Annotated in this window: 20 protein-coding genes and 1 tRNA gene; 7 read left to right on the forward strand and 14 right to left on the reverse strand. The window is 68.1% G+C overall.

Annotation, left to right across the window (positions count from 1 at the left end):
• Positions 1–104: 104 nt before the first annotated feature.
• Positions 105–974, forward strand: a complete 870-nt coding sequence (locus tag EXE63_RS29840; RefSeq protein WP_057165232.1) for a PAC2 family protein — start codon at positions 105–107, stop codon at positions 972–974.
• Here EXE63_RS29840 and EXE63_RS29845 read toward each other — a convergent pair.
• From EXE63_RS29845 to EXE63_RS29860, 4 genes are all read right to left on the reverse strand, one after another.
• Positions 971–2,407 carry a DUF1254 domain-containing protein gene (locus tag EXE63_RS29845; protein WP_168144940.1) on the reverse strand — a complete coding sequence of 479 codons (1,437 nt, stop codon included), beginning with the start codon at positions 2,405–2,407 and terminating at the stop codon, positions 971–973. The genes EXE63_RS29840 and EXE63_RS29845 overlap by 4 nt on opposite strands.
• Entirely contained in the window at positions 2,404–3,285 is an 882-nt protein-coding gene (locus EXE63_RS29850) for an SDR family oxidoreductase (protein ID WP_057165230.1), read from the reverse strand. Before EXE63_RS29850 ends, EXE63_RS29845 begins: the two co-directional genes overlap by 4 nt.
• A 29-nt stretch (positions 3,286–3,314) precedes the next feature.
• The gene (mshC, locus tag EXE63_RS29855; protein ID WP_168144941.1) at positions 3,315–4,553 is read right to left on the reverse strand and encodes a cysteine--1-D-myo-inosityl 2-amino-2-deoxy-alpha-D-glucopyranoside ligase; all 1,239 of its coding nucleotides are present in this window, start codon (positions 4,551–4,553) and stop codon (positions 3,315–3,317) included.
• Between the two features lie 112 nt (positions 4,554–4,665).
• Entirely contained in the window at positions 4,666–5,397 is a 732-nt protein-coding gene (locus tag EXE63_RS29860; protein ID WP_168145853.1) for a 3'(2'),5'-bisphosphate nucleotidase CysQ, read from the reverse strand.
• A gap of 132 nt (positions 5,398–5,529) precedes the next feature.
• On the opposite strand from EXE63_RS29860, the gene EXE63_RS29865 reads away from it, so the two are divergent.
• Positions 5,530–5,931, forward strand: coding sequence for a DUF2628 domain-containing protein (locus EXE63_RS29865; protein ID WP_168144942.1), 402 nt, complete (start codon positions 5,530–5,532; stop codon positions 5,929–5,931).
• Here EXE63_RS29865 and EXE63_RS29870 read toward each other — a convergent pair.
• The 5 genes from EXE63_RS29870 to EXE63_RS29890 are packed head-to-tail and all read right to left on the reverse strand — an operon-like array spanning position 5,928 to position 9,250.
• Complete coding sequence (locus EXE63_RS29870) at positions 5,928–6,764, reverse strand: Rv2133c family protein (protein ID WP_168144943.1); 837 nt, start codon at positions 6,762–6,764, stop codon at positions 5,928–5,930. The genes EXE63_RS29865 and EXE63_RS29870 overlap by 4 nt on opposite strands.
• Positions 6,748–7,338 carry an Rv2134c family protein gene (locus tag EXE63_RS29875; RefSeq protein WP_168144944.1) on the reverse strand — a complete coding sequence of 197 codons (591 nt, stop codon included), beginning with the start codon at positions 7,336–7,338 and terminating at the stop codon, positions 6,748–6,750. The genes EXE63_RS29870 and EXE63_RS29875 overlap by 17 nt, the downstream gene beginning before the upstream one ends.
• A 33-nt stretch (positions 7,339–7,371) precedes the next feature.
• Positions 7,372–8,055, reverse strand: coding sequence for a histidine phosphatase family protein (locus tag EXE63_RS29880; RefSeq protein WP_168144945.1), 684 nt, complete (start codon positions 8,053–8,055; stop codon positions 7,372–7,374).
• A gap of 16 nt (positions 8,056–8,071) precedes the next feature.
• Positions 8,072–8,902 (reverse strand): undecaprenyl-diphosphate phosphatase, encoded by an 831-nt coding sequence (locus EXE63_RS29885; RefSeq protein WP_168145854.1) that lies wholly within the window; start codon positions 8,900–8,902, stop codon positions 8,072–8,074.
• 36 nt (positions 8,903–8,938) lie between these two features.
• The gene (locus EXE63_RS29890; RefSeq protein ID WP_168144946.1) at positions 8,939–9,250 is read right to left on the reverse strand and encodes a hypothetical protein; all 312 of its coding nucleotides are present in this window, start codon (positions 9,248–9,250) and stop codon (positions 8,939–8,941) included.
• Between the two features lie 108 nt (positions 9,251–9,358).
• Here EXE63_RS29890 and EXE63_RS29895 point away from each other — a divergent pair, with 108 nt between their 5' ends.
• Genes EXE63_RS29895 through EXE63_RS29905 form a run of 3 tightly spaced genes read left to right on the forward strand, consistent with a single transcriptional unit; the run spans position 9,359 to position 11,701 of the window.
• Positions 9,359–10,372, forward strand: coding sequence for a YncE family protein (locus EXE63_RS29895; protein WP_372513211.1), 1,014 nt, complete (start codon positions 9,359–9,361; stop codon positions 10,370–10,372).
• 25 nt (positions 10,373–10,397) lie between these two features.
• Complete coding sequence (locus EXE63_RS29900) at positions 10,398–10,640, forward strand: DUF5703 family protein (protein WP_105363789.1); 243 nt, start codon at positions 10,398–10,400, stop codon at positions 10,638–10,640.
• On the forward strand, positions 10,640–11,701 hold the full coding sequence (locus tag EXE63_RS29905) for a quinone-dependent dihydroorotate dehydrogenase (RefSeq protein ID WP_168145856.1): 1,062 nt from the start codon (positions 10,640–10,642) through the stop codon (positions 11,699–11,701). Before EXE63_RS29900 ends, EXE63_RS29905 begins: the two co-directional genes overlap by 1 nt.
• Positions 11,702–11,777: 76 nt before the next feature.
• On the opposite strand, the gene EXE63_RS29910 is transcribed toward EXE63_RS29905, so the two are convergent.
• Together EXE63_RS29910 and EXE63_RS29915 are read right to left on the reverse strand one after the other, a co-directional pair.
• Positions 11,778–12,302, reverse strand: a complete 525-nt coding sequence (locus tag EXE63_RS29910) for a YbhB/YbcL family Raf kinase inhibitor-like protein (protein ID WP_168144947.1) — start codon at positions 12,300–12,302, stop codon at positions 11,778–11,780.
• A gap of 9 nt (positions 12,303–12,311) precedes the next feature.
• The gene (locus EXE63_RS29915) at positions 12,312–13,655 is read right to left on the reverse strand and encodes a M20/M25/M40 family metallo-hydrolase (RefSeq protein ID WP_168144948.1); all 1,344 of its coding nucleotides are present in this window, start codon (positions 13,653–13,655) and stop codon (positions 12,312–12,314) included.
• A gap of 119 nt (positions 13,656–13,774) precedes the next feature.
• On the opposite strand from EXE63_RS29915, the gene EXE63_RS29920 reads away from it, so the two are divergent.
• Positions 13,775–13,860: transfer RNA gene (locus EXE63_RS29920), tRNA-Leu, on the forward strand.
• Between the two features lie 9 nt (positions 13,861–13,869).
• On the opposite strand, the gene EXE63_RS29925 is transcribed toward EXE63_RS29920, so the two are convergent.
• Both EXE63_RS29925 and EXE63_RS29930 read right to left on the reverse strand, forming a co-directional pair.
• Positions 13,870–16,377, reverse strand: coding sequence for an excinuclease ABC subunit UvrA (locus EXE63_RS29925; RefSeq protein WP_168144949.1), 2,508 nt, complete (start codon positions 16,375–16,377; stop codon positions 13,870–13,872).
• Positions 16,374–17,204 carry a helix-turn-helix transcriptional regulator gene (locus tag EXE63_RS29930; protein WP_168144950.1) on the reverse strand — a complete coding sequence of 277 codons (831 nt, stop codon included), beginning with the start codon at positions 17,202–17,204 and terminating at the stop codon, positions 16,374–16,376. The genes EXE63_RS29925 and EXE63_RS29930 overlap by 4 nt, the downstream gene beginning before the upstream one ends.
• 95 nt (positions 17,205–17,299) lie before the next feature.
• On the opposite strand from EXE63_RS29930, the gene ilvD reads away from it, so the two are divergent.
• Positions 17,300–19,144, forward strand: a complete 1,845-nt coding sequence (ilvD, locus tag EXE63_RS29935; protein ID WP_168144951.1) for a dihydroxy-acid dehydratase — start codon at positions 17,300–17,302, stop codon at positions 19,142–19,144.
• On the opposite strand, the gene EXE63_RS29940 is transcribed toward ilvD, so the two are convergent.
• Positions 19,141–19,350, reverse strand: a complete 210-nt coding sequence (locus tag EXE63_RS29940) for a hypothetical protein (RefSeq protein ID WP_168144952.1) — start codon at positions 19,348–19,350, stop codon at positions 19,141–19,143. The two genes, ilvD and EXE63_RS29940, sit on opposite strands and share 4 nt — an antisense overlap.
• Between the last annotated feature and the right edge of the window lie 55 nt (positions 19,351–19,405).

Below are 19,405 nucleotides of genomic sequence, written 5' to 3' on the forward strand. Positions count from 1 at the left end.
TTCATGTGTACACGGTGGCCTTTCCGGAGCTGGGTACCCGGCCACGAAATCGCCGGGCGGGGCGCTGCGGCTCATCACCGCGATACAGGGCTTACGCTGGCAGTGTGACACCGTCGGATGCGAGCGTGCCCGGCCTGCCGGACCTGCAGAACACAGTCGTCGTGGCCGCCTTCGAGGGCTGGAACGACGCCGGTGACGCGGCCAGCGGAGCACTGGAACACCTGGACTCCATCTGGGAGGCCGAGACCATCGTCGAGATCGACGACGAGAGTTACTACGACTACCAGGTGAATCGTCCGGTCATCCGGCAGATCGACGGGGTCACCCGCGAATTGGTGTGGCCGTCGATGCGCATCTCGCACTGCCGCCCGCCCGGCAGCGACCGCGACATCGTGCTGATGCACGGTGTCGAGCCCAACATGCGGTGGCGCACCTTCTGCGCCGAGCTGCTGGCCATCGCCGACAAACTCAACGTCGACACCGTGGTCATCCTGGGTGCGTTGCTGGCCGACACCCCGCACACCCGGCCCGTGCCGGTGTCCGGGGCCGCCTACTCGTCGGACTCGGCGAAGTTCTTCGGCCTCGAGGAGACCCGTTACGAGGGCCCGACCGGTATCGCCGGGGTGTTCCAGGACGCCTGTGTGCAGGCCGGTATCCCGGCCGTGACGTTCTGGGCCGCCGTCCCGCACTACGTGTCGCAGCCACCCAACCCCAAGGCCACCGTGGCGCTGCTGCGCCGCGTCGAGGACGTTCTCGACATCGAGGTCCCGCTGGCCGACCTGCCGACCGCGGCCGAGGAGTGGGAGGAGGCGGTCACCGAGATGACCGCCGAGGACGAGGAGATCGCCGAGTACGTGCAGTCCCTGGAGGAACGCGGCGACGCCGAGGTCGACATGAACGAGGCGGTCGCCAAGATCGATGGGGACGCCCTGGCCGCCGAATTCGAGCGGTATCTGCGCAGGCGGGGCCGCTAGACCTTCGCCGGCAGCGGTGCCTTCCAGGTGCCGTTCAGCGCGTCCGGCTTGGGCCAGTACAGCCGCAGTATCAGGGTGAACGGTCCCTCCGGGGCGGGCAGCCAGTTGGACTCCTGGTCCGGTCCTGGCGAATCGCGCTGGATGCGCAGGGTGTAGCCGCCGTCCGGGTCGGCCTTCAGGTTGGGCAGCATCGCCGAATTGATCAGGTACCGGTTGAGCGGATTCTGCACGAGTTGGCTGGCGGGCAGTTCGTACATGGTCAGCGACCAGAACGCGTTCACCGGGGGCAGCTGATCGGGTGCGAACCGGTAGGTGTACTCCCCCGCACCGGTCAGCGGTGCGCCCGCGGAATCCTTCGCGGCGACGGGATAGATGGCCTCGGCGGCGGTGTTCCCGTAGATGCCCAGCGCCGCACCGGCCATCCGGTACAGGTAGTTGCCCTTGAGTTCCTGCCGGGTGCCGAACAGCTGGGCGGAGGTGACCTTGCCGGTGTCGATCTCGTTTTTGGTGAAGTCGGCGAGCTCGGTGTTGGCGTCGGCCATGGCGCTCACGATTGCCTCGCGCGCTTCGGGTGTCAGCTCGTCGGCGTCGAAATCTCCGTCGGCGCCGATGCCGATCTGGGCGAACCGGTCCCGGAGCGCCTGCTCCTCGGGCAGTGCCGGGGTGAACTTCATGACGAAGTTGAGGATTTCGAAGAACTGCGGGGAGGTGCGCTGTTGATCCGGGGTCAGCGGTGGCACGAAGTCGATCGCCGGCGCGGGCGCGGGCGACGGCTGGTTCAGGAACACCGACAGCGGCGCCACCTGGTAGCCGGCCTGGATCTTCTTCACGTTCTCCAGATCGGACGGCCCGAACAGCTGGGTGCGGTACAGCACGAAGGCCAGGTCGGTGTCCGAACGGATCACCTCGTCGATGCCCTCGGGCTTCTCGCCCTGCCAGCCCGGACCGGCGAGCAGGTATCGCCCGCCGCCGTTGCCGGTGGTCCGGCTGCCCACATAGGCGAAATTGCTGGTGTAGCCGTCGACGAACTGCAGCGAGTAGTAGCGGTCCTGTTCGATCGGCGGCACCGTGAGGACCAGCGGTTCGGCGCGCAGATCGGCGCCGACGGCGGAGTACGGGGTGTCCGAGTTCGGTGTCTGGATGGCCGTGTCGGCGGGTGTGTAGACCCGGGCGGTGTTGTGGATCTCGTTCCATCCGCCCTTGTATTCGGGGTTCTGCTTGTCCACGAAGTAGGCGTACTGGACCCGGTAGTTGTCCACCATCGGGAACCCGTAGATGTAGGCGTCCTTGGCGATGGCGCGGAGCTGATCGAGGTCCACCGGCTGTTCCTGCGGGGCCGTGGTGCCCGACGGTGCCGCTTCGGGTTCCTTGTCCGGGGTGCTGCAGCCGGCCACGCAGGCGATCAGGGCCAGCACCCACAGCAGGCGGGTCACCGCTGTTCCAGCGATTCGATGCGGGCGCTGGTGGAGCGGCCCAGGGTGGCGACCTCGGCGTCGAGCTTCGGCAGCAGTTCGGGGGCGAACTTGCGGATGTCGCGCTCACCGATCGGCGTCGACACCAGGGGCCGGATCCACCGGAAGGCGCCGACCCAGCGCGGGCAGTAGATCCGCTTCTTGCGACCCTCGATGCCCTTGACGAACGCGGCACCGCATTCGGTGACCGTGGTGGTCTTCTTCAACGGTCCGGGCATCCGGGTGAGCATCTCGCGGAAGGTGGACAGGTCGGCCTTGGCGTCCTGCACCAGCGGGGTGTCGATCCAGCTCATGTGCGCCGATCCGACGTCCACGCCGCGATGGGCGACCTCCAGGCGCAAGGTGTTGGCGAAGTACTCGGCGCCGGCCTTGGAGGCGTGATAGGCCGCGAGCCCGGGTGCCGAGGTGAACGCCGCCAGCGAGGACACCACCAGCACGTAGCCGCGCCGCTCGATGACCGAGGGCAGGGTGGCGCGCACGGTGTTGAAAACCCCGACGACGTTGATGTCGATGACCCGCCGGAATGCTTCGGGATCCACCTGCAGCACCGAACCGAAGCTGGCGATGCCGGCATTGGCGACCACGACGTCGATACCGCCGAATCGGGCGACGGCTGCGTCGGCGGCGCGCTGCATGGCTGCCAGATCCCGCACGTCGGCCAGCGCGGTCAGCACGTGCGCCTCACCGCCGAGTTCGTCGGCCAGTTCGGCCAGCGGCGCCGGGTCGAGGTCGGTGAGCACCAGGTTGGCGCCCTTGCGGCGCAGCCGGCGGGCCACCTCCGCTCCGACACCGCGTGCGCCGCCGGTGATGAGGACGACCTTGCCGTTGAGTGAACCCATGGCGGCAAACGTACCGCCCGCGGTGGTGATTAGAGCTTTACACCCAGCAGCGCGTCGACGGCCGTGGCCACCAGCCGCGGCGCGGTGGTGTCCGAACCACCGTAGGTGAGCGCATCGGTACACCAACCATCCAGGGCGGCAAGCGCTTTCGGCGTGTCCAGGTCGTCGGCCAGGTACCGGCGCACCCGGCTCAGCAGATCGGTGGCGTCCGGCCCGGCCGGCAGCGCCACCGCGGCGCGCCAGTGCTGCAGCCGGGTGTTGGCCGCGTCGAGCACCGCCGGGCTCCAGAACCGGTCTTCGCGGTAATGCCCGGCGAACAGGCCCAGTCGTACCGCGCCGGGATCGACACCGTCGGCGCGCAGCCGCGACACCAGCACCAGGTTTCCGCGGCTCTTGCTCATCTTGTGGCCGTCCCAGCCGATCATCCCGGCGTGCACATAGTGGCGGGCGAATCTGCGCTCGCCCGTGACGGATTCGGCGTGCGCGGCGGAGAACTCGTGGTGCGGGAAGATCAGATCGGAGCCCCCGCCCTGGATGTCGAGGCCGGTGCCGATGCGGTCGAGAGCGATCGCGGCGCACTCCACATGCCATCCCGGCCGGCCGGCACCGAACGGTGAGGGCCAGCTGGGCTCACCGGGACGCTCGGCGCGCCACAACAACGCGTCCAGCGGGTCGGCCTTACCCGCCCGGTCCGGATCGCCGCCTCGCTCGGCGAACAGCCGTGCCATGGTGTCGTGGTCATAGCCCGACTCGTAGCCGAACTGCGTCGTGGCGTCGGCGCGGTAGTAGACATCGGGATACTGCGCGTCATCGACGACATAGGCCGCCCCGGACGCCAGCATCTTCTCCACCAACGCGATCACCTCGGCAATGGCGTCGGTGGCGGCCACGTAGTCGCGGGGCGGCAGCACCCGCAGCGCCGTCATGTCCTCGCGGAACAGCTGGGTCTCGCGGTCGCCCAGCTCGCGCCAGCCGATACCGTCGCGGGCCGCGCGTTCGAACAGCGGATCGTCCACGTCGGTGATGTTCTGCACGTAGTGCACATCGTGGCCGGCGTCCCGCCACACCCGGTTGATCAGGTCGAAGGTGAGATAGGTCGCCGCATGGCCCAGGTGGGTCGCGTCATAGGGGGTGATCCCGCAGACGTACATGGTGGCGATCTGACCAGCAGATACCGGTCGTACCTGACGGTCGGCGGTGTCGAAGAGCCGCAGCGGCACACCCGCACCAGGCAATGTGGGAACGGTCGGCGCCGGCCAGGATTGCATGACGTCGACTCTAAGGTGTTCGGTCACCGATGCCTTTCGATGGTGTGGTCACTCGCGCGGGGGCGCTCACGGGAACCGACAAGTTCGCCGGCCATTCCATTCCCCCGGCGGCTCAGAATGCGGCGTGGATGGTCTCCAGCAGGAGCCCGGCCAGCTCGGGCCGGCACATCAGCAGGTCGGGCAGATAGGGGTCGCGCCGGTTGTAGATCAGTGGTGCCCCGCCGAGCCGGGAGGCGTGCAGGCCCGCGGCCAGCACCACCCCTGCGGGCGCCGCAGAGTCCCACTCCCACTGTCCGCCGGCATGGATGTAGGCGTCGACATCGCCGCGCACCACCGCCATCGCCTTGGCGCCCGCCGAACCGATCCGGACCACCTCGATATCGAGATGCTCACGCAGCCACCACAGCACGGCCGGTGGCCGGTAGGTGCTCGCCGTGATGCGAATGGGACCCTCGCGGCGCGGCGGCGGTGACTGCACCGTGTCGGTGCGGTACACCTCGCCCACCGCCGGCAGCGCCACCGCGGCATCGGTGATGGACCCTTCCGGTGTCCCGTTGCGCTGCCAGAGCGCGATGTGCACCGCCCAGTCGGCGTGGCCGGCCATCGAGAACTCGCGGGTGCCGTCGACGGGGTCGACGATCCACACCCGGTCGGCGTGCACCCGGGAACGGTCGTCGACGGCCTCTTCGGAGAGCACGGCATCGCCGGGCCGCAGTTCGGCCAGACGTTTCAGGATCAGCACGTTGGCGCGGCGGTCCCCGGCGTCCCCGAGGTCATAGGAGTCGTAGAAGCCGACCTCCTCGCGGACGGCCAACAGCAGTTCACCGGCCTCGGCGGCCACCATGGCGGCCACCGCGGCGTCGGTCTGCTCAGCGGGATTCACCGACTCAGTATTGCGTGAGCGGGAAACGCCCCGCGGCACCGCCCGATGAATGAGGATGATGCCGGACACCGGAGGACGGAAAGGCCCCAGCACATGACCGCACCGGAAGCCGGCGAGCTCGCCGTCAGCTGGCAGCGCCGCTTCGCCTTCTTCGACCTCTACGGGCTGCCGAATTCCAGCCCGGCGGCCAAGGCGGCTTACCGGACGCTGCCGTTCTGGGACAAGGTGCGCCTGACGTCCAATGTGTGGGCGTTCCTCTTCGGTTTCCTCTACTTCTATGTGAAGGGCATGTGGCGCAAGGGGACCACGATCCTGGGCGCGGGTATCGGTATCGGCATCGTGCTGTCGCTGCTCCAGGCCTCCAATTTCCTGTCCCAGGCCGCCACGTTCGGGTTCGCCGGCGCCATCATGACGACCGCCAACTACGCCTACTACCTCCATGTCCGAGGCAGCCGGTCGTGGAATCCGTTCGAGGGTTTCGGTCCCCGCGGTTAGAACGCCGGCCACGGGATCGGACGGTGCCGATCCGGCGTCGGCATCACCGGATGATCCAGCAGGCCGCCGACTCTGGCCCGTAGTGCGGCGACCTCGCCGGCGGTGATGTGCTCGGCCAGGTGCGCGGCCAACTCGCCGTTCAGCTTCTCCCGCAGTGCCACGATCGCGGCCAGCGAGTCGTCGTCGACCGGCTTACCGGCCCACCCCCACAGCACGGTGCGCAGTTTGTCCTCGGCGTGCAGGCTCACACCGTGATCGACGCCACGGACGCTGCCGTCGACGCCGGCCAGGATGTGCCCGCCCTTGCGGTCCGCATTGTTGATCAGGACATCGAAGATCGCCATCCGGCGCAGCCGGTCGTCGTCGGCATGCACCAGGGTGACCGGGTCGCCGGCGTAGTCGTAGGCCTGCAAGATGGCCAGATAGCCCGGCGGCACATCCCCGGCGGGCAGCAGGTCGACGAGATCGGGACCGGAGGCTGATTCGTCGGCGTCCTGGAGTTCCTCGCCGTCGGTCAGCGCATCACCGGGCTGATCCACCCAGCGTTGCACCATGCCGGGACCGGCCGGACCTTCCCGGATGATGGTGTGCGGCACCACATCCCACCCCAGCGCCGCCGACACCAGATAGGCTCCCCGCTCACGGCCGGCCAAGGTGCCGTCGGGGAAGTCCCACAGCGGAGCCTCGCCGGCGATGGGTTTGTACACGCAGTGCACCTGCTGCTCCCCCACCTGCGCCTCACACAGGAAGGTGGCATTGCTCGCTGAGCGGATCCGGCCGATGACGGTGAGGTCGCCGTCGGTCAGTACCTGCTCCTCAGAAAGGGGGTTCATCTTCTTCCACGGCACCGAACGCTCCGCGGCGGTAGCCGTTGGTGCGTACGCAGATATGGCCCTCGGGGTCCAGCGGTTCATCGCACAGCGGGCATGGTGGTCGGCCGGCCGAGATGACGCGGTTGGACCGGGTGGCGAATTCGCGCGCCGATTCCGGGCTCAGGAACACCCGGACCGCATCGGGGCCGTCTTCTGCGTCGTCGAGAACCACGGAGGCATCGAACTCGGTCTCGGAGACGGCGAGTAGTTCGACGACCACGGTCTGTGCCTCGGAGTCCCAGCCCAGCCCCATGGTGCCGACCCGGAACTCCGAGTCGACCGGGGTCAGCAGCGGATGCAGGTCGCCGACCTCACCGGTATCGGGCGGAATCGGGGTGCCGAATCGGCGGTTGATCTCCACCAACAGCGCCGAGATCCGCTCGGCAAGCACCGCTACCTGCTGCTTTTCCAGCATCACCGACACCACCCGCTTATCATGTACCGCCTGCAGGTAGAACGTTCGGTTCCCGGGCTGCCCGACAGTCCCGGCCACGAAGCGGTCGGGTGTGCGGAAGACGTGGATTGCGCGGGGCATGGCACCTTTCAAAATACCGGTAGCGGGGCTACCTCAATCAGTGGAGCCGCCGACGACCGCATCCGTTTCGGGCGCGGCGGCAGGCTTGGCGCTCAATGCGGCGGTCAGACCACTGCCGGTGTGGTTGACATGCAGCACGAACGGGCGGGTGTCGGTGTAGCGGATGACGCTCATGGAGGCGGGGTCGGCAGTGATGCGCTGGAAGGTATCCAGGTGGGTGCCGAGCGCGTCGGCCAGCACCGCCTTGATCACGTCACCGTGTGTGCACGCCACCCACAGCACGTCACCGTCGTGCTCGGCGGCCAACCTGCGGTCGTGTTCGCGGATCGCGGCCACCGCCCTGGCCTGAACCTGCGCCAGGCCCTCACCGTCGGGGAAGACCGCCGCGCTGGGTTGCTGCTGAACCACCTTCCACAGCGGCTCCTTGACCAGTTCACCGATCGTGCGGCCGGTCCAGCTGCCGTAGTCGACCTCGATGATGCGGTCCTCGACCACCGGTTGTACGCCCAGCGCGGCAGCCAGCGGTGCCACGGTACGTTCGCAGCGCAGCAGCGGAGACCGCACGATGGCCTTCACCGGCAGGTCACCGATCCGGGTGACGACGGTCTGCGCCTGTTCGCGGCCCCTGTCGTCCAGGTCGACGCCTTCGGAGCGCCCGGCCAGGGTGTGCGCGGTGTTCGAAGTCGAGCGGCCGTGCCGCAGCAGGATGACGGTCATGGAGATCCTTTGGTCGTTACTGCGCGGCCAGCACGCCGGTGGCCAGCAGCACCAGGACGAGCGTGCCGAGGATGATCCGGTATCCAACGAACCAGTACATGCTGTGGCGCACCAGGAATCGCAGGAACCAGGCGACCGCGGCATAGCCGACCACGAAGGCGATGAGCGTGCCCAGGACGATCTGCGGAACCGTCGCGCTCATTCCCGAAGCGCCGGGCTCGAAAACGTGGCGGAGTTCATAGAGACCGGACCCGAGCACGGCCGGGATGGCCAGCAGGAACCCGAATCGCGCCGCGGCCTCGCGCTTCTGGCCCAAGAAGAGACCCGCACTGATGGTCACGCCGGACCGCGAGACGCCGGGTATGAGGGCGAGCGCCTGGGCCGACCCGATGATCAGGCTGTCGCGCCAGGTGAATTGCTGGATCTCGCGGGTCTGCTTGCCGAAGTATTCGGCGGCGGCGATGACAAACGAGAAGACGATGAGCGCCGTGGCGATGATCCACAGGTTCCTGATGTCATCGCGGATGAAGTGCTGCAAGGTGAAACCGAAGACGCCGATCGGCACGGTGCCGATGATCACCCACCAGCCGAGCCAGTAGTCCGGGGTCCGCCGGGCGGCGTCGGTGAGGCCGCCGAACCAGGCCGTGAGGATGCGTCCGATGTCTCCGGCGAAGTAGATGAGGACCGCCACTTCGGTACCGATCTGCACGACGGCTGTGAAGGAGGCGCCCGCGTCGCCGCCGAAGAAGGCCTCCGACACGATCGCGAGATGGCCGGACGACGACACCGGCAGGAATTCGGTCAGCCCCTGCACCACGGCAAGTACGACGACCTGCAACCACGACATCTCCGCCACGCGGACGACCGTACCGTGGGCCTGTTGTCAGCGCGCTGTGCGCACCGGCTCGGCTCCGGCGACGGCATCGCGGACGGCGGCGGCTACGCTGCGCTCATCGGTGACGTCGATATCGGTCAGGCGGCGGGTGGCGGTGGCGACGATGTCCTCGTCCTGCGGGACCGGTCCGCTCAGCCGCGGCCGATACACCTCGACGACCAGTAACTGCCGGTCCTCGACGTGAAAGGAGAAGCTACGTCCGCCGCCGAGTGCGCCGAACCCGCTGGCATGCACGCCTGTCGAGATGTCCTCGATGGCAAACTCGTCTGCCATCAGATCCACTCCCTGGGCATGAGTCATATCCCGCACCATACCGTCATATTTACGCCAGCGTTCGACTTGAGTTTCTTTGCCTAAAATTTGAAAACAGAACCAACGCCACAACGAAATCAGGAGTTTTTGGGGCCATTGCATACGAAATCCGGATTCCATCTCCTGGCGGCAGGCGTATTGGCCCTGGTGACCGCATTCACTTCGGCGTGCTCATCAAACCCTGCCGATTCGCCACCACCGACGATTCCCGTCGCAGAACCCGCAGTATCCCCGCCGGTCACCGGCGTGTCGGATGGTGTCGTGAAACCGCTTTCCGCGCCGGGAACCGCGGCCTTCTTCGATATCCGCACCTCCGCGCTGGTCGTGCTCGGTCCGGCCGACCAGCTCACGGTGCTCCCGACCGAGGGGCCGCCCCGCACCCTCGCCCTACCCGCGGAGGCCACCGCGCTCACCGGTGACGGCAGCGGTGAGGTCTGGCTGTCCACCCGGGGCGGCTATCTGCGGGTCAACGTCGCCGCGGCCGCCGCCACCCCGGTGGAGGTCGACGGGCACGCCGACACCGACTTCACCGCCATCGCGCGGCACGACGACGGCCGTCTGGTGCTCGGCGGCGCCGATGGCACCCTCTACACCCTGCGCTCCGACACCGAGGTCGGCGCCACACTGAAGAAGTTCGCGCGAGTCGACGTGGTTGTCGCACAGGATGACTCGATGGTGGTCCTGGATCGTGGCCAGACCTCGGTCACCGAGATCGACGGGGACGGTACGGCCGCCGAGCAGGCGCTGCGGGCGGGCGAGGGTGCGACGTCGATGGCGACCGATCCGGCCGGCCGGGTGCTGGTCACCGACACCCGGGGCGGCGCCCTGCTGGTCTACGGCACCGAGCCACTGATCCTGCGGCAGCGCTTCCCGGTGCACGACGCGCCGTACGGCGTCACCGGGTCGCCGGATCTGGCGTGGGTGTCACAGACGGCGACCAACACCGTCGTTGGTTACGATCTGGCCACCGGAATACCCGTCGAGAAGGTGCGTTATCGAACTGTGCAGCAACCCAACACCCTGGCCTTCGACGGCGCCACGAACACCCTCTACGTGGTGTCGGGTTCCGGTGCCGGAGTGCAGGTGATCACCGGGGCGACGCCCCGATGATGCCCGCGGCGAGGAGGAGGATCGCATGAGCACTGTTCAGCGTGGACGGATGCCGGCCGGGTGGGCCGCCGATCTTTCCGACGAATACGACTGGGTACCGCTGCGGCTTCCTCCCGACGTCACCCGCTTGTCGGCGTCGGTGCGGCTGTCGATCGAGGCGCAGTACCGGGGCTGGGAGCTGACCCGGGTGCGTCTCTACACCGACGGGAGTCGGCGGGTGCTGTTGCGCCGCAAGAAGTCCGTGCTCGGCGATCAGCCCGCACTGTGATCTATCGACTGCTCCGGCAGGCCTTTTTCCAGGTCGACCCCGAACGTGTCCACACCTTCGTGTTCGCCGCGCTGCGCCTGGCCACCCGGACCGGTATCGCGCGGCGCCGACTGTCCGCGACCCTGGCGCCGCACGATCCGGTGCTGGCCAGCACCGTCTGGGGAGTGCGCTTCCCCGGCCCGCTCGGGCTGGCCGCCGGTTTCGACAAGGACGGGCACGGGCTGGCGAGCTGGGGGGCGCTCGGGTTCGGGTACGCCGAGGTCGGCACGGTGACCGCGCAGGCGCAGCCGGGAAACCCCAAACCCCGACTGTTCCGGCTGGCGCAGGATCGCGCCCTGCTGAACCGGATGGGTTTCAACAACCACGGCGCCGGTGCGCTGGCCGTGCAGTTGACCCGGCACACCGCGGACGTCCCGATCGGTGTCAACATCGGCAAGACCAAGGTGACACCGGCCGAACGGGCCGTCGAGGATTACGCCGAGAGCGCCCGGCTGGTCGGCCCGCTGGCGTCGTATCTGGTGGTGAACGTGAGCTCGCCGAACACCCCGGGCCTGCGCGACCTGCAGGCGGTGTCGTCGCTGCGGCCCATCCTGGCCGCCGTCCGAAAAGCCACCTCCACCCCGGTGCTGGTCAAGATAGCGCCGGATCTCTCGGATGCCGATATCGACGAAATCGCCGATCTGGCAGTCGAATTGGATCTGGCAGGCATCGTGGCCACCAACACCACGGTGTCCCGCGAGGGCCTGTCCACTCCCGGGGTCGCCGAGCTCGGAGCCGGTGGTGTGTCCGGCGCCCCGGTGGCCGCCCGGTCGCTGGAGGTGTTGCGCCGCCTGTACGGACGCGTCGGTGACCGGCTGGTGCTGATCAGCGTCGGCGGTATCGAGACCGCCGACGACGCCTGGGAGCGCATCATCTCGGGCGCCACCCTGCTGCAGGGCTACACCGGGTTCATCTACGGCGGTGGGTTGTGGGCCAAGCAGATTCACGACGGTGTCGCCCGCAGGCTGCACGAGGGTGGGTTCGCGTCGCTGTCCGAGGCGGTCGGCGCCGCGACGCGCTAGACATTCGCCGCGAACGTCGACTTATTGTCGATTTTGGCGCAAAACTCGACAATAAGTCGACGCTCGGCGAAGAGACCTAGTTCTGTTCGTAGGTGGCGTGGATGACCGCGCGGGCGATCGCCTGGCCGAACAGGTTGAAGCCGAGGTAGGCCGGGGTGGCGCCGTCGGGCAGCCCCAGGCTCTCGACGGGCAGCGCGTGTACCGCGATGTAGTAGCGGTGCGGGCCGTGTCCGGCCGGCGGCGCGGCACCGATGAAACGCTGCTGGCTCGCGTCGTTGGCCAGCGTGACCGCACCACCGGGCACTGCGTCGCCATTGCCGGCGTCGGCGGGCAGCGATGTCACATCGGCAGGCAGATCGGCCACCGCCCAGTGCCAGAAGCCGGACGCCGTCGGGGCGTCCGGGTCATACATGGTCACCGCGAAGCTCCGGGTCTCCTCGGGGAAGCCCGACCAGCTCAGCTGCGGCGAGATGTCCTTGCCGCCGGCGCCCATGATGCCGCTGACCTGATCGTTGCCGAACGCCTGTCCGTCGGTCACGGACTCCGAGGTCAGCGTGAACGTCGGCAGTTCTGGCAGGTTGTCATACGGTGACGTGCTCATCGCGCCCTTTCAGCAGTTGGTCAGAAAGTGTTCGAGAACCTTCGCCCCGAACTCTAGTGCGTCCACGGGTACCCGTTCGTCGACACCATGGAACAGCGATGCGAAGTCCAGGTCGGCGGGCAGCCGCAGCGGTGCAAACCCGAAACAGCGAATTCCCAATCGCTGGAACGACTTCGCGTCGGTACCCCCGGACATCATGTACGGCACGGTGCGCGCCTCCGGATCCAGCGTCAGCAGCGAGGCGTTCATCTGGTCCACCAGATCCCCGTCGAACGACGTCTCATAGGACGGCAGGTCCCGTTCCCAGCTGCGCACCACATTCGGGCCGATGAGCTCGTCGACCTCGCGCTCGAACGCCGCCCGCCGGCCGGGCAGCACCCGGCAGTCCAGCACCGCTTCGGCGGTGGCCGGGATGACATTGGCTTTGTACCCGGCCTTGAGCATGGTCGGGTTGGCAGTATCGCGCAGCGTGGCCCCGATGATGCGGGCGATGCCGCCGAGCTTGGCGATGGTGCCGTCCAGGTCCGGCGAGTTCAGGTCGAACTCGTAGCCGGTCTCCTCGGAGATCGCGGCGAGGAACTGCTCGACGGGCTCGCTGAGAACCAGCGGGAACTGATGGCGCCCCAGCCGGGCGACCGCCTCGGCCACCTCGGTGACGGCGTTGTCGTCGTGCACCATCGAGCCGTGTCCGGCCCGCCCGCGGGCCGTCAGCCGCATCCAGGCCAGACCCTTCTCCGCGGTTTCGATCAGGTAGAGCCTGCGCTGCCCGCCGTCGCGGCGCGGCACGGTCAGCGAGAACCCACCGACCTCGCCGATGGCCTCGGTGACCCCCGCGAAGAGGTCCGGCCGGTTGTCGACCAGCCACTGGGCGCCGTAGGTGCCACCGTGCTCCTCATCGGAGACGAAGGCGAACACCAGATCGCGCGGCGGCACGATTCCGTGGCGTTTGAAGTGCCTGGCGACGGCGATCATCATGCCGACCATGTCCTTCATGTCCACCGCGCCGCGTCCCCATACGTAGCCGTCCTTCACCGCCCCGGAGAACGGGTGCACGCTCCAGTCGGCGGGCTCGGCGGGCACCACGTCCAGATGGCCATGGATCAGCAGCGCACCGCGCTCGGGATCGGACCCGGCCAGTCGGGCGAACAGATTGCCGCGCCCCGGGGCGCCCGCTTCGAGGTATTCGGTCTCGTAGCCGACCTCTCGCAACCGATCACCCACCCACTGCGCACAATCGGCCTCGCCCGCGGTGGTCGCCGGGTCACCGGTGTTGGACGTGTCGAATCGGATGAGGGCGCTGACGAGGTCGACGACCTCATCCGCGCTTGTGGGGGGAACGCTCACAGTCACCATTCGTACCACCGCACCGGCTCCCCCGGGCGGGGTGGCGCACCGCCGGCGACGGTCTGGTTTGGGCCAGACCGCCCCCATCCGTTAGCCTTAGTCGCTCCGTGCCGGTGGCACGGAGCGATGTCCGAGTGGCGGAATGGCAGACGCGCTAGCTTGAGGTGCTAGTGCCCTATTAACGGGCGTGGGGGTTCAAGTCCCCCCTCGGACACCCAAACCCTCATAAGTGCTTCGCCAAGTACGGCGCAGTACGGCTTCCCTTGGCCGCCGCGACCTGTCGGGGTGTGCCGGTGGCCACCACGGTGCCGCCATCATCGCCGCCTCCGGGCCCGAGATCGATCACATGATCCGCCCCGGCGACCACCCCCATATCGTGCTCGGCGACCACCACGGTGTTGCCGGCATCCACCAGGCGGTGGAGTTGCGCGACGAGCAATTCGACATCGGCGGGATGCAATCCGGTGGTCGGCTCGTCCAGCACGTACAACGTGTGCCCGCGGCGGGCGCGCTGCAACTCGGTGGCCAACTTGATCCGCTGGGCCTCCCCGCCGGACAGCTCGGTGGCGGGCTGGCCCAACCGCAGGTAACCCAGGCCCACCTGCCGCAGCGTGGTCAGACTTCTTGCCGCACTGGGTATCTCGGAGAGAAAATCGGCCGCCTCGTCGACGGTCATGGCGAGCACCTCGGCGATGGTGCGCCCCCGGTAGCGCACCTCGAGTGTCTCCTCGGAGTAGCGGGCCCCGCCGCAGGCCGGACAGGAAGCGTAGGTGCCCGGTAGGAACAGCAGTTCGACGGCCACGAAACCCTCGCCCTGGCAGGTGTCGCAGCGGCCCTCGGCGACGTTGAACGAGAACCGGCCGGCACTCCAGCCGCGCTGTCGGGCCTCCTCGGTATCGGCGAAGGCCTTGCGGACGGCGTCGAACATGCCGGTGTAGGTCGCCAGATTGGACCTCGGCGTCCGCCCGATCGGGCGCTGGTCGACGGTGACCAGACGGTCGACGGCCTCGACGCCTGTCGCGACGACACCGACGCTGGCATCGGTGTCGATGTCCAGCAGCTCGCTTTCGGCGTCGGTCGCCTCGGCGTCCGCGGAATCGGGTGCGCCGCCGCCGAGGTGGCGGGCCACCACATCGCCGAGCACCTTGCAGACCAGGGTCGACTTCCCCGAACCAGACACACCGGTGACCGCGATGAAGCTGCCCAGCGGTAGGGCTACCTCGACATCCTGCAGATTGTGAAAGGAAATATGCTGCAGGCGTAACGTTTCCGATGATTTCCTGGGCGCGCGAGCGGCCGGGTCGGCCATACCGAACAGGTGGCGACGGGTCACCGACGATTCGACATCGGCGAGTCCGGCCACCGGCCCGCTGTAGAGCACCTCACCGCCGAGTTCACCGGCACCGGGCCCGACGTCGACGATCCAGTCCGCGCGCCGCACCACGTCCATATCGTGCTCGACGACGAACAACGAGTTGCCCGCCCGCCGGAGCCGGTCGAGTACCTCAAGCAGCGGCTCGGCGTCGGCCGGATGCAGTCCGGCCGATGGCTCGTCGAGCACGTAGAGCACACCGAACAGCCCCGCCCGCAGCTGGGTGGCCAATCGCAGCCGCTGTAACTCCCCCGGCGATACGGACGGGGTGCGCCGGTTCAGGCTCAGGTACCCGAGGCCGAGATCGACCAGGATGGCGATGCGCGCCACCAGATCGGCGGCGATCATGGTGGCAACCTCGGTGAACTCCCCGGATTCGGTGGACTCGTACGCCGCCTCGAACTCGGTGCGGGTGGCCGCGGGCGCCAGCACGTCAGCGAGCACGGTGAGCGGCATCGCCACGAGCTCGGCGATGGTGCGGCCCGCGAAGGTCACCGCGAGCGCTTCTGGACGCAGTCCCGAGCCGCCGCACACCGGGCAGTCGGCGCTGTCGACGTACTGCAGCACCCGTCGGCGCATCATCGCGCTCTGTGAGTTGGCCAGGGTGTGGCGGACGTATCGTTCGGCGCTGGAGAAGGTGCCGTTGTAGTAATACTCGGCTGTGACGGGGTGTTGGCTGGGATCGATCTCAACCGTCGGCTGCTCCTCGGTGAACAGAATCCAATTACGTTGCCGCTTAGGGAGTTTGCGCCAAGGCTTGTCGATGTCGTAACCGAGGGTGATCAGGATGTCACGCAGGTTCTGGCCCTGCCAGGCACCGGGCCACGCGGCCACCGCACCCTCACGGATGGTCAGCGTCGGGTCGGGCACCAGAGTGTCCTCGGTGACACGGTGAATCCGGCCGAGCCCGTGACATTCCGGGCATGCCCCCGCCGTCGTGTTCGGGGAGAAGGCATCCGAGTCCAGCCGCACCGTCGCCCCCGGCGGGAACGTGCCGGCGCGGGAGAACAGCATCCGCAACAGATTCGACAAGGTGGTCACGGTGCCCACCGTCGACCGTGAGCTGGTCGACCCGCGCCGCTGCTGCAACGCCACCGCCGGTGGCAACCCGGTGATGTCGTCGACCTTCGGTGCGTCGCTGGGTAGCAGTAGCCGACGGGCATACGGGGCAACGGATTCGAAGTAGCGGCGTTGCGCTTCGGCATAGATGGTCCCGAACGCCAGCGAGGACTTCCCCGACCCGGACACCCCGGTGAACGCCACGAAGGCGTTGCGGGGTGCCGCCATGTCGACCGCCCTCAGGTTGTGCACCCGGGAGGCGTAGACGCGCACCTGCGGGTCGATCGCGTCGTCCGTCATGACTGTCCGATCACGCGAGCCAGCCGCTCCGCGGCATCGCTGCCCGGCAGCGGCAGGTACGCGACGATCTGTATCCCGGGCGCGTCTGCGGGAGTCAGCTGATGATGCTCGAGGAGCAGTTCGCCGACGCCCGGGTGGAAGAATCGGCGCTCCCGGGACGCAAATCGCTCGACACTGCTCGCCTGCCACTCCGCTCTGAAATGTGCACTTCCTTCGCGGAGTCGTTCGACCAGCTGAGTGTAGGAGGGTTCCCCCACCCGCGAGCCGGCCTCGGCGCGGAACTCGGCCAGGAACCGTCGGCTGTCGGTTTCCCAGTCCGGCAACAACTCCCGGATCGCCGGATCCATGAACACCAGCCAGAGCAGATTGCGATCGGGCGGGTCGATGACGGCGATGTTGGGATACAGCGCCGCGTACGCCGCGTTCCAGGCTGCGATGGTCCACGCGGGGCCGATCGCGAAGGCCGGGTAACCGGCAAGAGCGTCCAGAAATCGTTGGATGTGTGGTGGTGTGGGGCCGCCGGAGACGGCCGGGTCGGACGTGTGGCCGCCGAGGGCGAGCACGTAGTCGTGCTCGGCACGGGTCAGTCGCAGAGCTCCGGACACGGCGTCGAGCACCTGTTTGGACGGATTGATCTCGCGCCCCTGCTCCAGCCAGGTGTACCAGGTGACGCTCACCCCGGCGGACAGCGCGACTTCTTCGCGGCGCAGCCCGCTGGTTCGCATCCTGGGTACGTCGGGATAACCCAGTTCGTCGCGTTGCGCGGCCTCTCTGCGGGTACGCAGGAACGCGCCAAGGGCGAGCCGTTGCTGCGCGCGCTTGTCCATGATCGCCAGCCTATTCCCGGCGCCAGACTGGTAGTACCGGTACTAGCACCAGCGCCGTCTTCTCTGTGGCCGCGCTCGGTGCGACTGTAGGTGCCATGCCTGAATTGAGGTCTCGTACGGTCACTCACGGTCGCAACATGGCGGGGGCGCGCTCACTGCTGCGCGCCGCGGGCGTGGCCGGTTCGGACATCGGCAAGCCGATCGTCGCGGTGGCCAACAGCTTCACCGAGTTCGTGCCCGGCCACACCCACCTGCAGCCCGTCGGCCGGATCGTCTCCGAGGCCATCTCGGCCGCCGGTGGCGTCCCGCGCGAGTTCAACACCATCGCCGTCGACGACGGTATGGCCATGGGACACGGCGGCATGCTGTACTCGCTGCCCTCCCGCGAGCTGATCGCCGACTCGGTCGAATACATGGTGAACGCGCACTGCGCCGATGCCCTGGTGTGTATCTCCAACTGCGACAAGATCACTCCCGGCATGCTGATGGCCGCGCTGCGCCTCAACATCCCGACGGTCTTCGTGTCCGGCGGCCCGATGGAGGGCGGCACCGCCGTCCTGGTGGACGGCACGGTGAAGACCCGGCTGAACCTGGTGTCCGCCATCGCCGACGCCGTCAACACCGACGTCTCCGATGACGACATCGCCCGCATCGAGGAAGCCGCCTGCCCGACCTGTGGCTCGTGCTCGGGCATGTTCACCGCCAACTCGATGAACTGCCTGACCGAGGCGCTCGGACTGGCACTGCCCGGCAACGGATCGGTGCTGGCCACCCACACCGCGCGCCGCGCCCTCTACGAGAAGGCCGGCAGCACCGTGATGGACATCGTCCGGGCCTACTACGAGCGCGATGACGCCGGCGTGCTGCCGCGCGCCATCGCCACCCGCGACGCGTTCGACAACGCCATGGCCCTCGACATCGCCATGGGCGGGTCTACCAACACCGTGCTGCACCTGCTGGCCGCCGCGCGCGAGGCTGAACTGGACTACACCCTCGAAGACATCGAGAAGCGCAGCCAGATGATCCCGTGCCTGTGCAAGGTCGCCCCCAACGGCCACTATCTGATGGAGGACGTGCACCGCGCCGGCGGTATCCCCGCGATCCTCGGCGAGTTGTGGCGGGGCGGGCACCTACACGAGACCGTGCACACCGTGCACGCGGGTTCGATGGCGCAGTGGCTGCGCGACTGGGACATCCGCGGCGGATCACCGTCGGCGGAGGCTGTCGAGCTTTTCCATGCCGCACCGGGTTGTGTGCGCTCGGCGACAGCGTTCTCTCAGTCCGAACGGTGGGAGAGCTTGGACACCGACGCCGAGAACGGTTGCATCCGCGATCTGCAGAACGCCTATTCGGCCGACGGTGGACTCGCGGTTCTGCGCGGCAATCTGTCCGTGGACGGCTGCATCGTCAAGACCGCGGGCGTCGACGAGAGCATCTGGAAGTTCTCCGGCCCGGCCGTGGTGCTGGAATCCCAGGAGGACGCGGTCGACGCCATCCTCAACAAGCGGGTGCAGCCAGGCGATGTCGTCGTCATCCGGTACGAGGGCCCCAAGGGCGGCCCCGGTATGCAGGAAATGCTCTATCCGACAGCCTATTTGAAGGGACGCGGGCTCGGCGCGCAGTGTGCGCTCATCACCGACGGCCGGTTCTCCGGCGGGACGTCGGGCCTGTCGATCGGCCACGTGTCCCCCGAGGCGGCCGCCGGCGGCACCATTGCGCTGGTGGCCGACGGCGACCTCATCACCATCGACATCCCGCACCGCAGCATCCAGGTCGAGGTGCCCGAGGAGGAACTGCAGCGCCGGCGCGCCGCGCTGGAGGCTGCGGGTGGCTACCGGCCGAAGAACCGGGAGCGCACGGTGTCCGCAGCACTACGCGCGTACGCTGCGCTGGCGCTGTCCGCCGACAAGGGTGCGGTACGGGATGTCCACGCGGTCTAGCCTGCGAGCGCGACGTCTCCACGGCGCACGTGCACGCACGCGCGCTTGGGTCCCCACACGGTGGGAACGTCGAAGCAGACCACCTTGGGCTTCCCGAACAGCGTCGTCTCCTCGACCGTGCCTGCGGCACCTTCGGGAACGGTCTGAACGTCCATCTCGTCGATCTCGCGGCGGGCGGTCACAACGTCACCACTATGCCAAGCCATTTTTGTCGTCTCCCTGAACCAAATCTGCCCTTCGATTACGCCTGTGTAACGCGGC

This window comes from Mycolicibacterium frederiksbergense (assembly GCF_012223425.1).
GTDB classification, from domain to species: domain Bacteria; phylum Actinomycetota; class Actinomycetes; order Mycobacteriales; family Mycobacteriaceae; genus Mycobacterium; species Mycobacterium frederiksbergense.

What these genes read in the sequence shown, in the direction of transcription:
- EXE63_RS29850 (WP_057165230.1), bottom strand. Translation starts at nt 3,285, where the DNA reads ATGGGTTCACTCAACGGCAAGGTCGTCCTCATCACCGGCGGCGCACGC.
- mshC (WP_168144941.1), bottom strand. Translation starts at nt 4,553, where the DNA reads ATGCAATCCTGGCCGGCGCCGACCGTTCCCACATTGCCTGGTGCGGGT.
- EXE63_RS29860 (WP_168145853.1), bottom strand. Translation starts at nt 5,397, where the DNA reads ATGGTGGCCGCCGAGGCCGGTGAACTGCTGTTGGCCGTCCGCGAGGAG.
- EXE63_RS29865 (WP_168144942.1), top strand. Translation starts at nt 5,530, where the DNA reads ATGACCGCACCGGAAGCCGGCGAGCTCGCCGTCAGCTGGCAGCGCCGC.
- EXE63_RS29870 (WP_168144943.1), bottom strand. Translation starts at nt 6,764, where the DNA reads ATGAACCCCCTTTCTGAGGAGCAGGTACTGACCGACGGCGACCTCACC.
- EXE63_RS29875 (WP_168144944.1), bottom strand. Translation starts at nt 7,338, where the DNA reads ATGCCCCGCGCAATCCACGTCTTCCGCACACCCGACCGCTTCGTGGCC.
- EXE63_RS29880 (WP_168144945.1), bottom strand. Translation starts at nt 8,055, where the DNA reads ATGACCGTCATCCTGCTGCGGCACGGCCGCTCGACTTCGAACACCGCG.
- EXE63_RS29885 (WP_168145854.1), bottom strand. Translation starts at nt 8,902, where the DNA reads ATGTCGTGGTTGCAGGTCGTCGTACTTGCCGTGGTGCAGGGGCTGACC.
- EXE63_RS29890 (WP_168144946.1), bottom strand. Translation starts at nt 9,250, where the DNA reads ATGACTCATGCCCAGGGAGTGGATCTGATGGCAGACGAGTTTGCCATC.
- EXE63_RS29900 (WP_105363789.1), top strand. Translation starts at nt 10,398, where the DNA reads ATGAGCACTGTTCAGCGTGGACGGATGCCGGCCGGGTGGGCCGCCGAT.
- EXE63_RS29910 (WP_168144947.1), bottom strand. Translation starts at nt 12,302, where the DNA reads ATGAGCACGTCACCGTATGACAACCTGCCAGAACTGCCGACGTTCACG.
- EXE63_RS29915 (WP_168144948.1), bottom strand. Translation starts at nt 13,655, where the DNA reads ATGGTGACTGTGAGCGTTCCCCCCACAAGCGCGGATGAGGTCGTCGAC.
- EXE63_RS29925 (WP_168144949.1), bottom strand. Translation starts at nt 16,377, where the DNA reads ATGACGGACGACGCGATCGACCCGCAGGTGCGCGTCTACGCCTCCCGG.
- EXE63_RS29930 (WP_168144950.1), bottom strand. Translation starts at nt 17,204, where the DNA reads ATGGACAAGCGCGCGCAGCAACGGCTCGCCCTTGGCGCGTTCCTGCGT.
- ilvD (WP_168144951.1), top strand. Translation starts at nt 17,300, where the DNA reads ATGCCTGAATTGAGGTCTCGTACGGTCACTCACGGTCGCAACATGGCG.
- EXE63_RS29940 (WP_168144952.1), bottom strand. Translation starts at nt 19,350, where the DNA reads ATGGCTTGGCATAGTGGTGACGTTGTGACCGCCCGCCGCGAGATCGAC.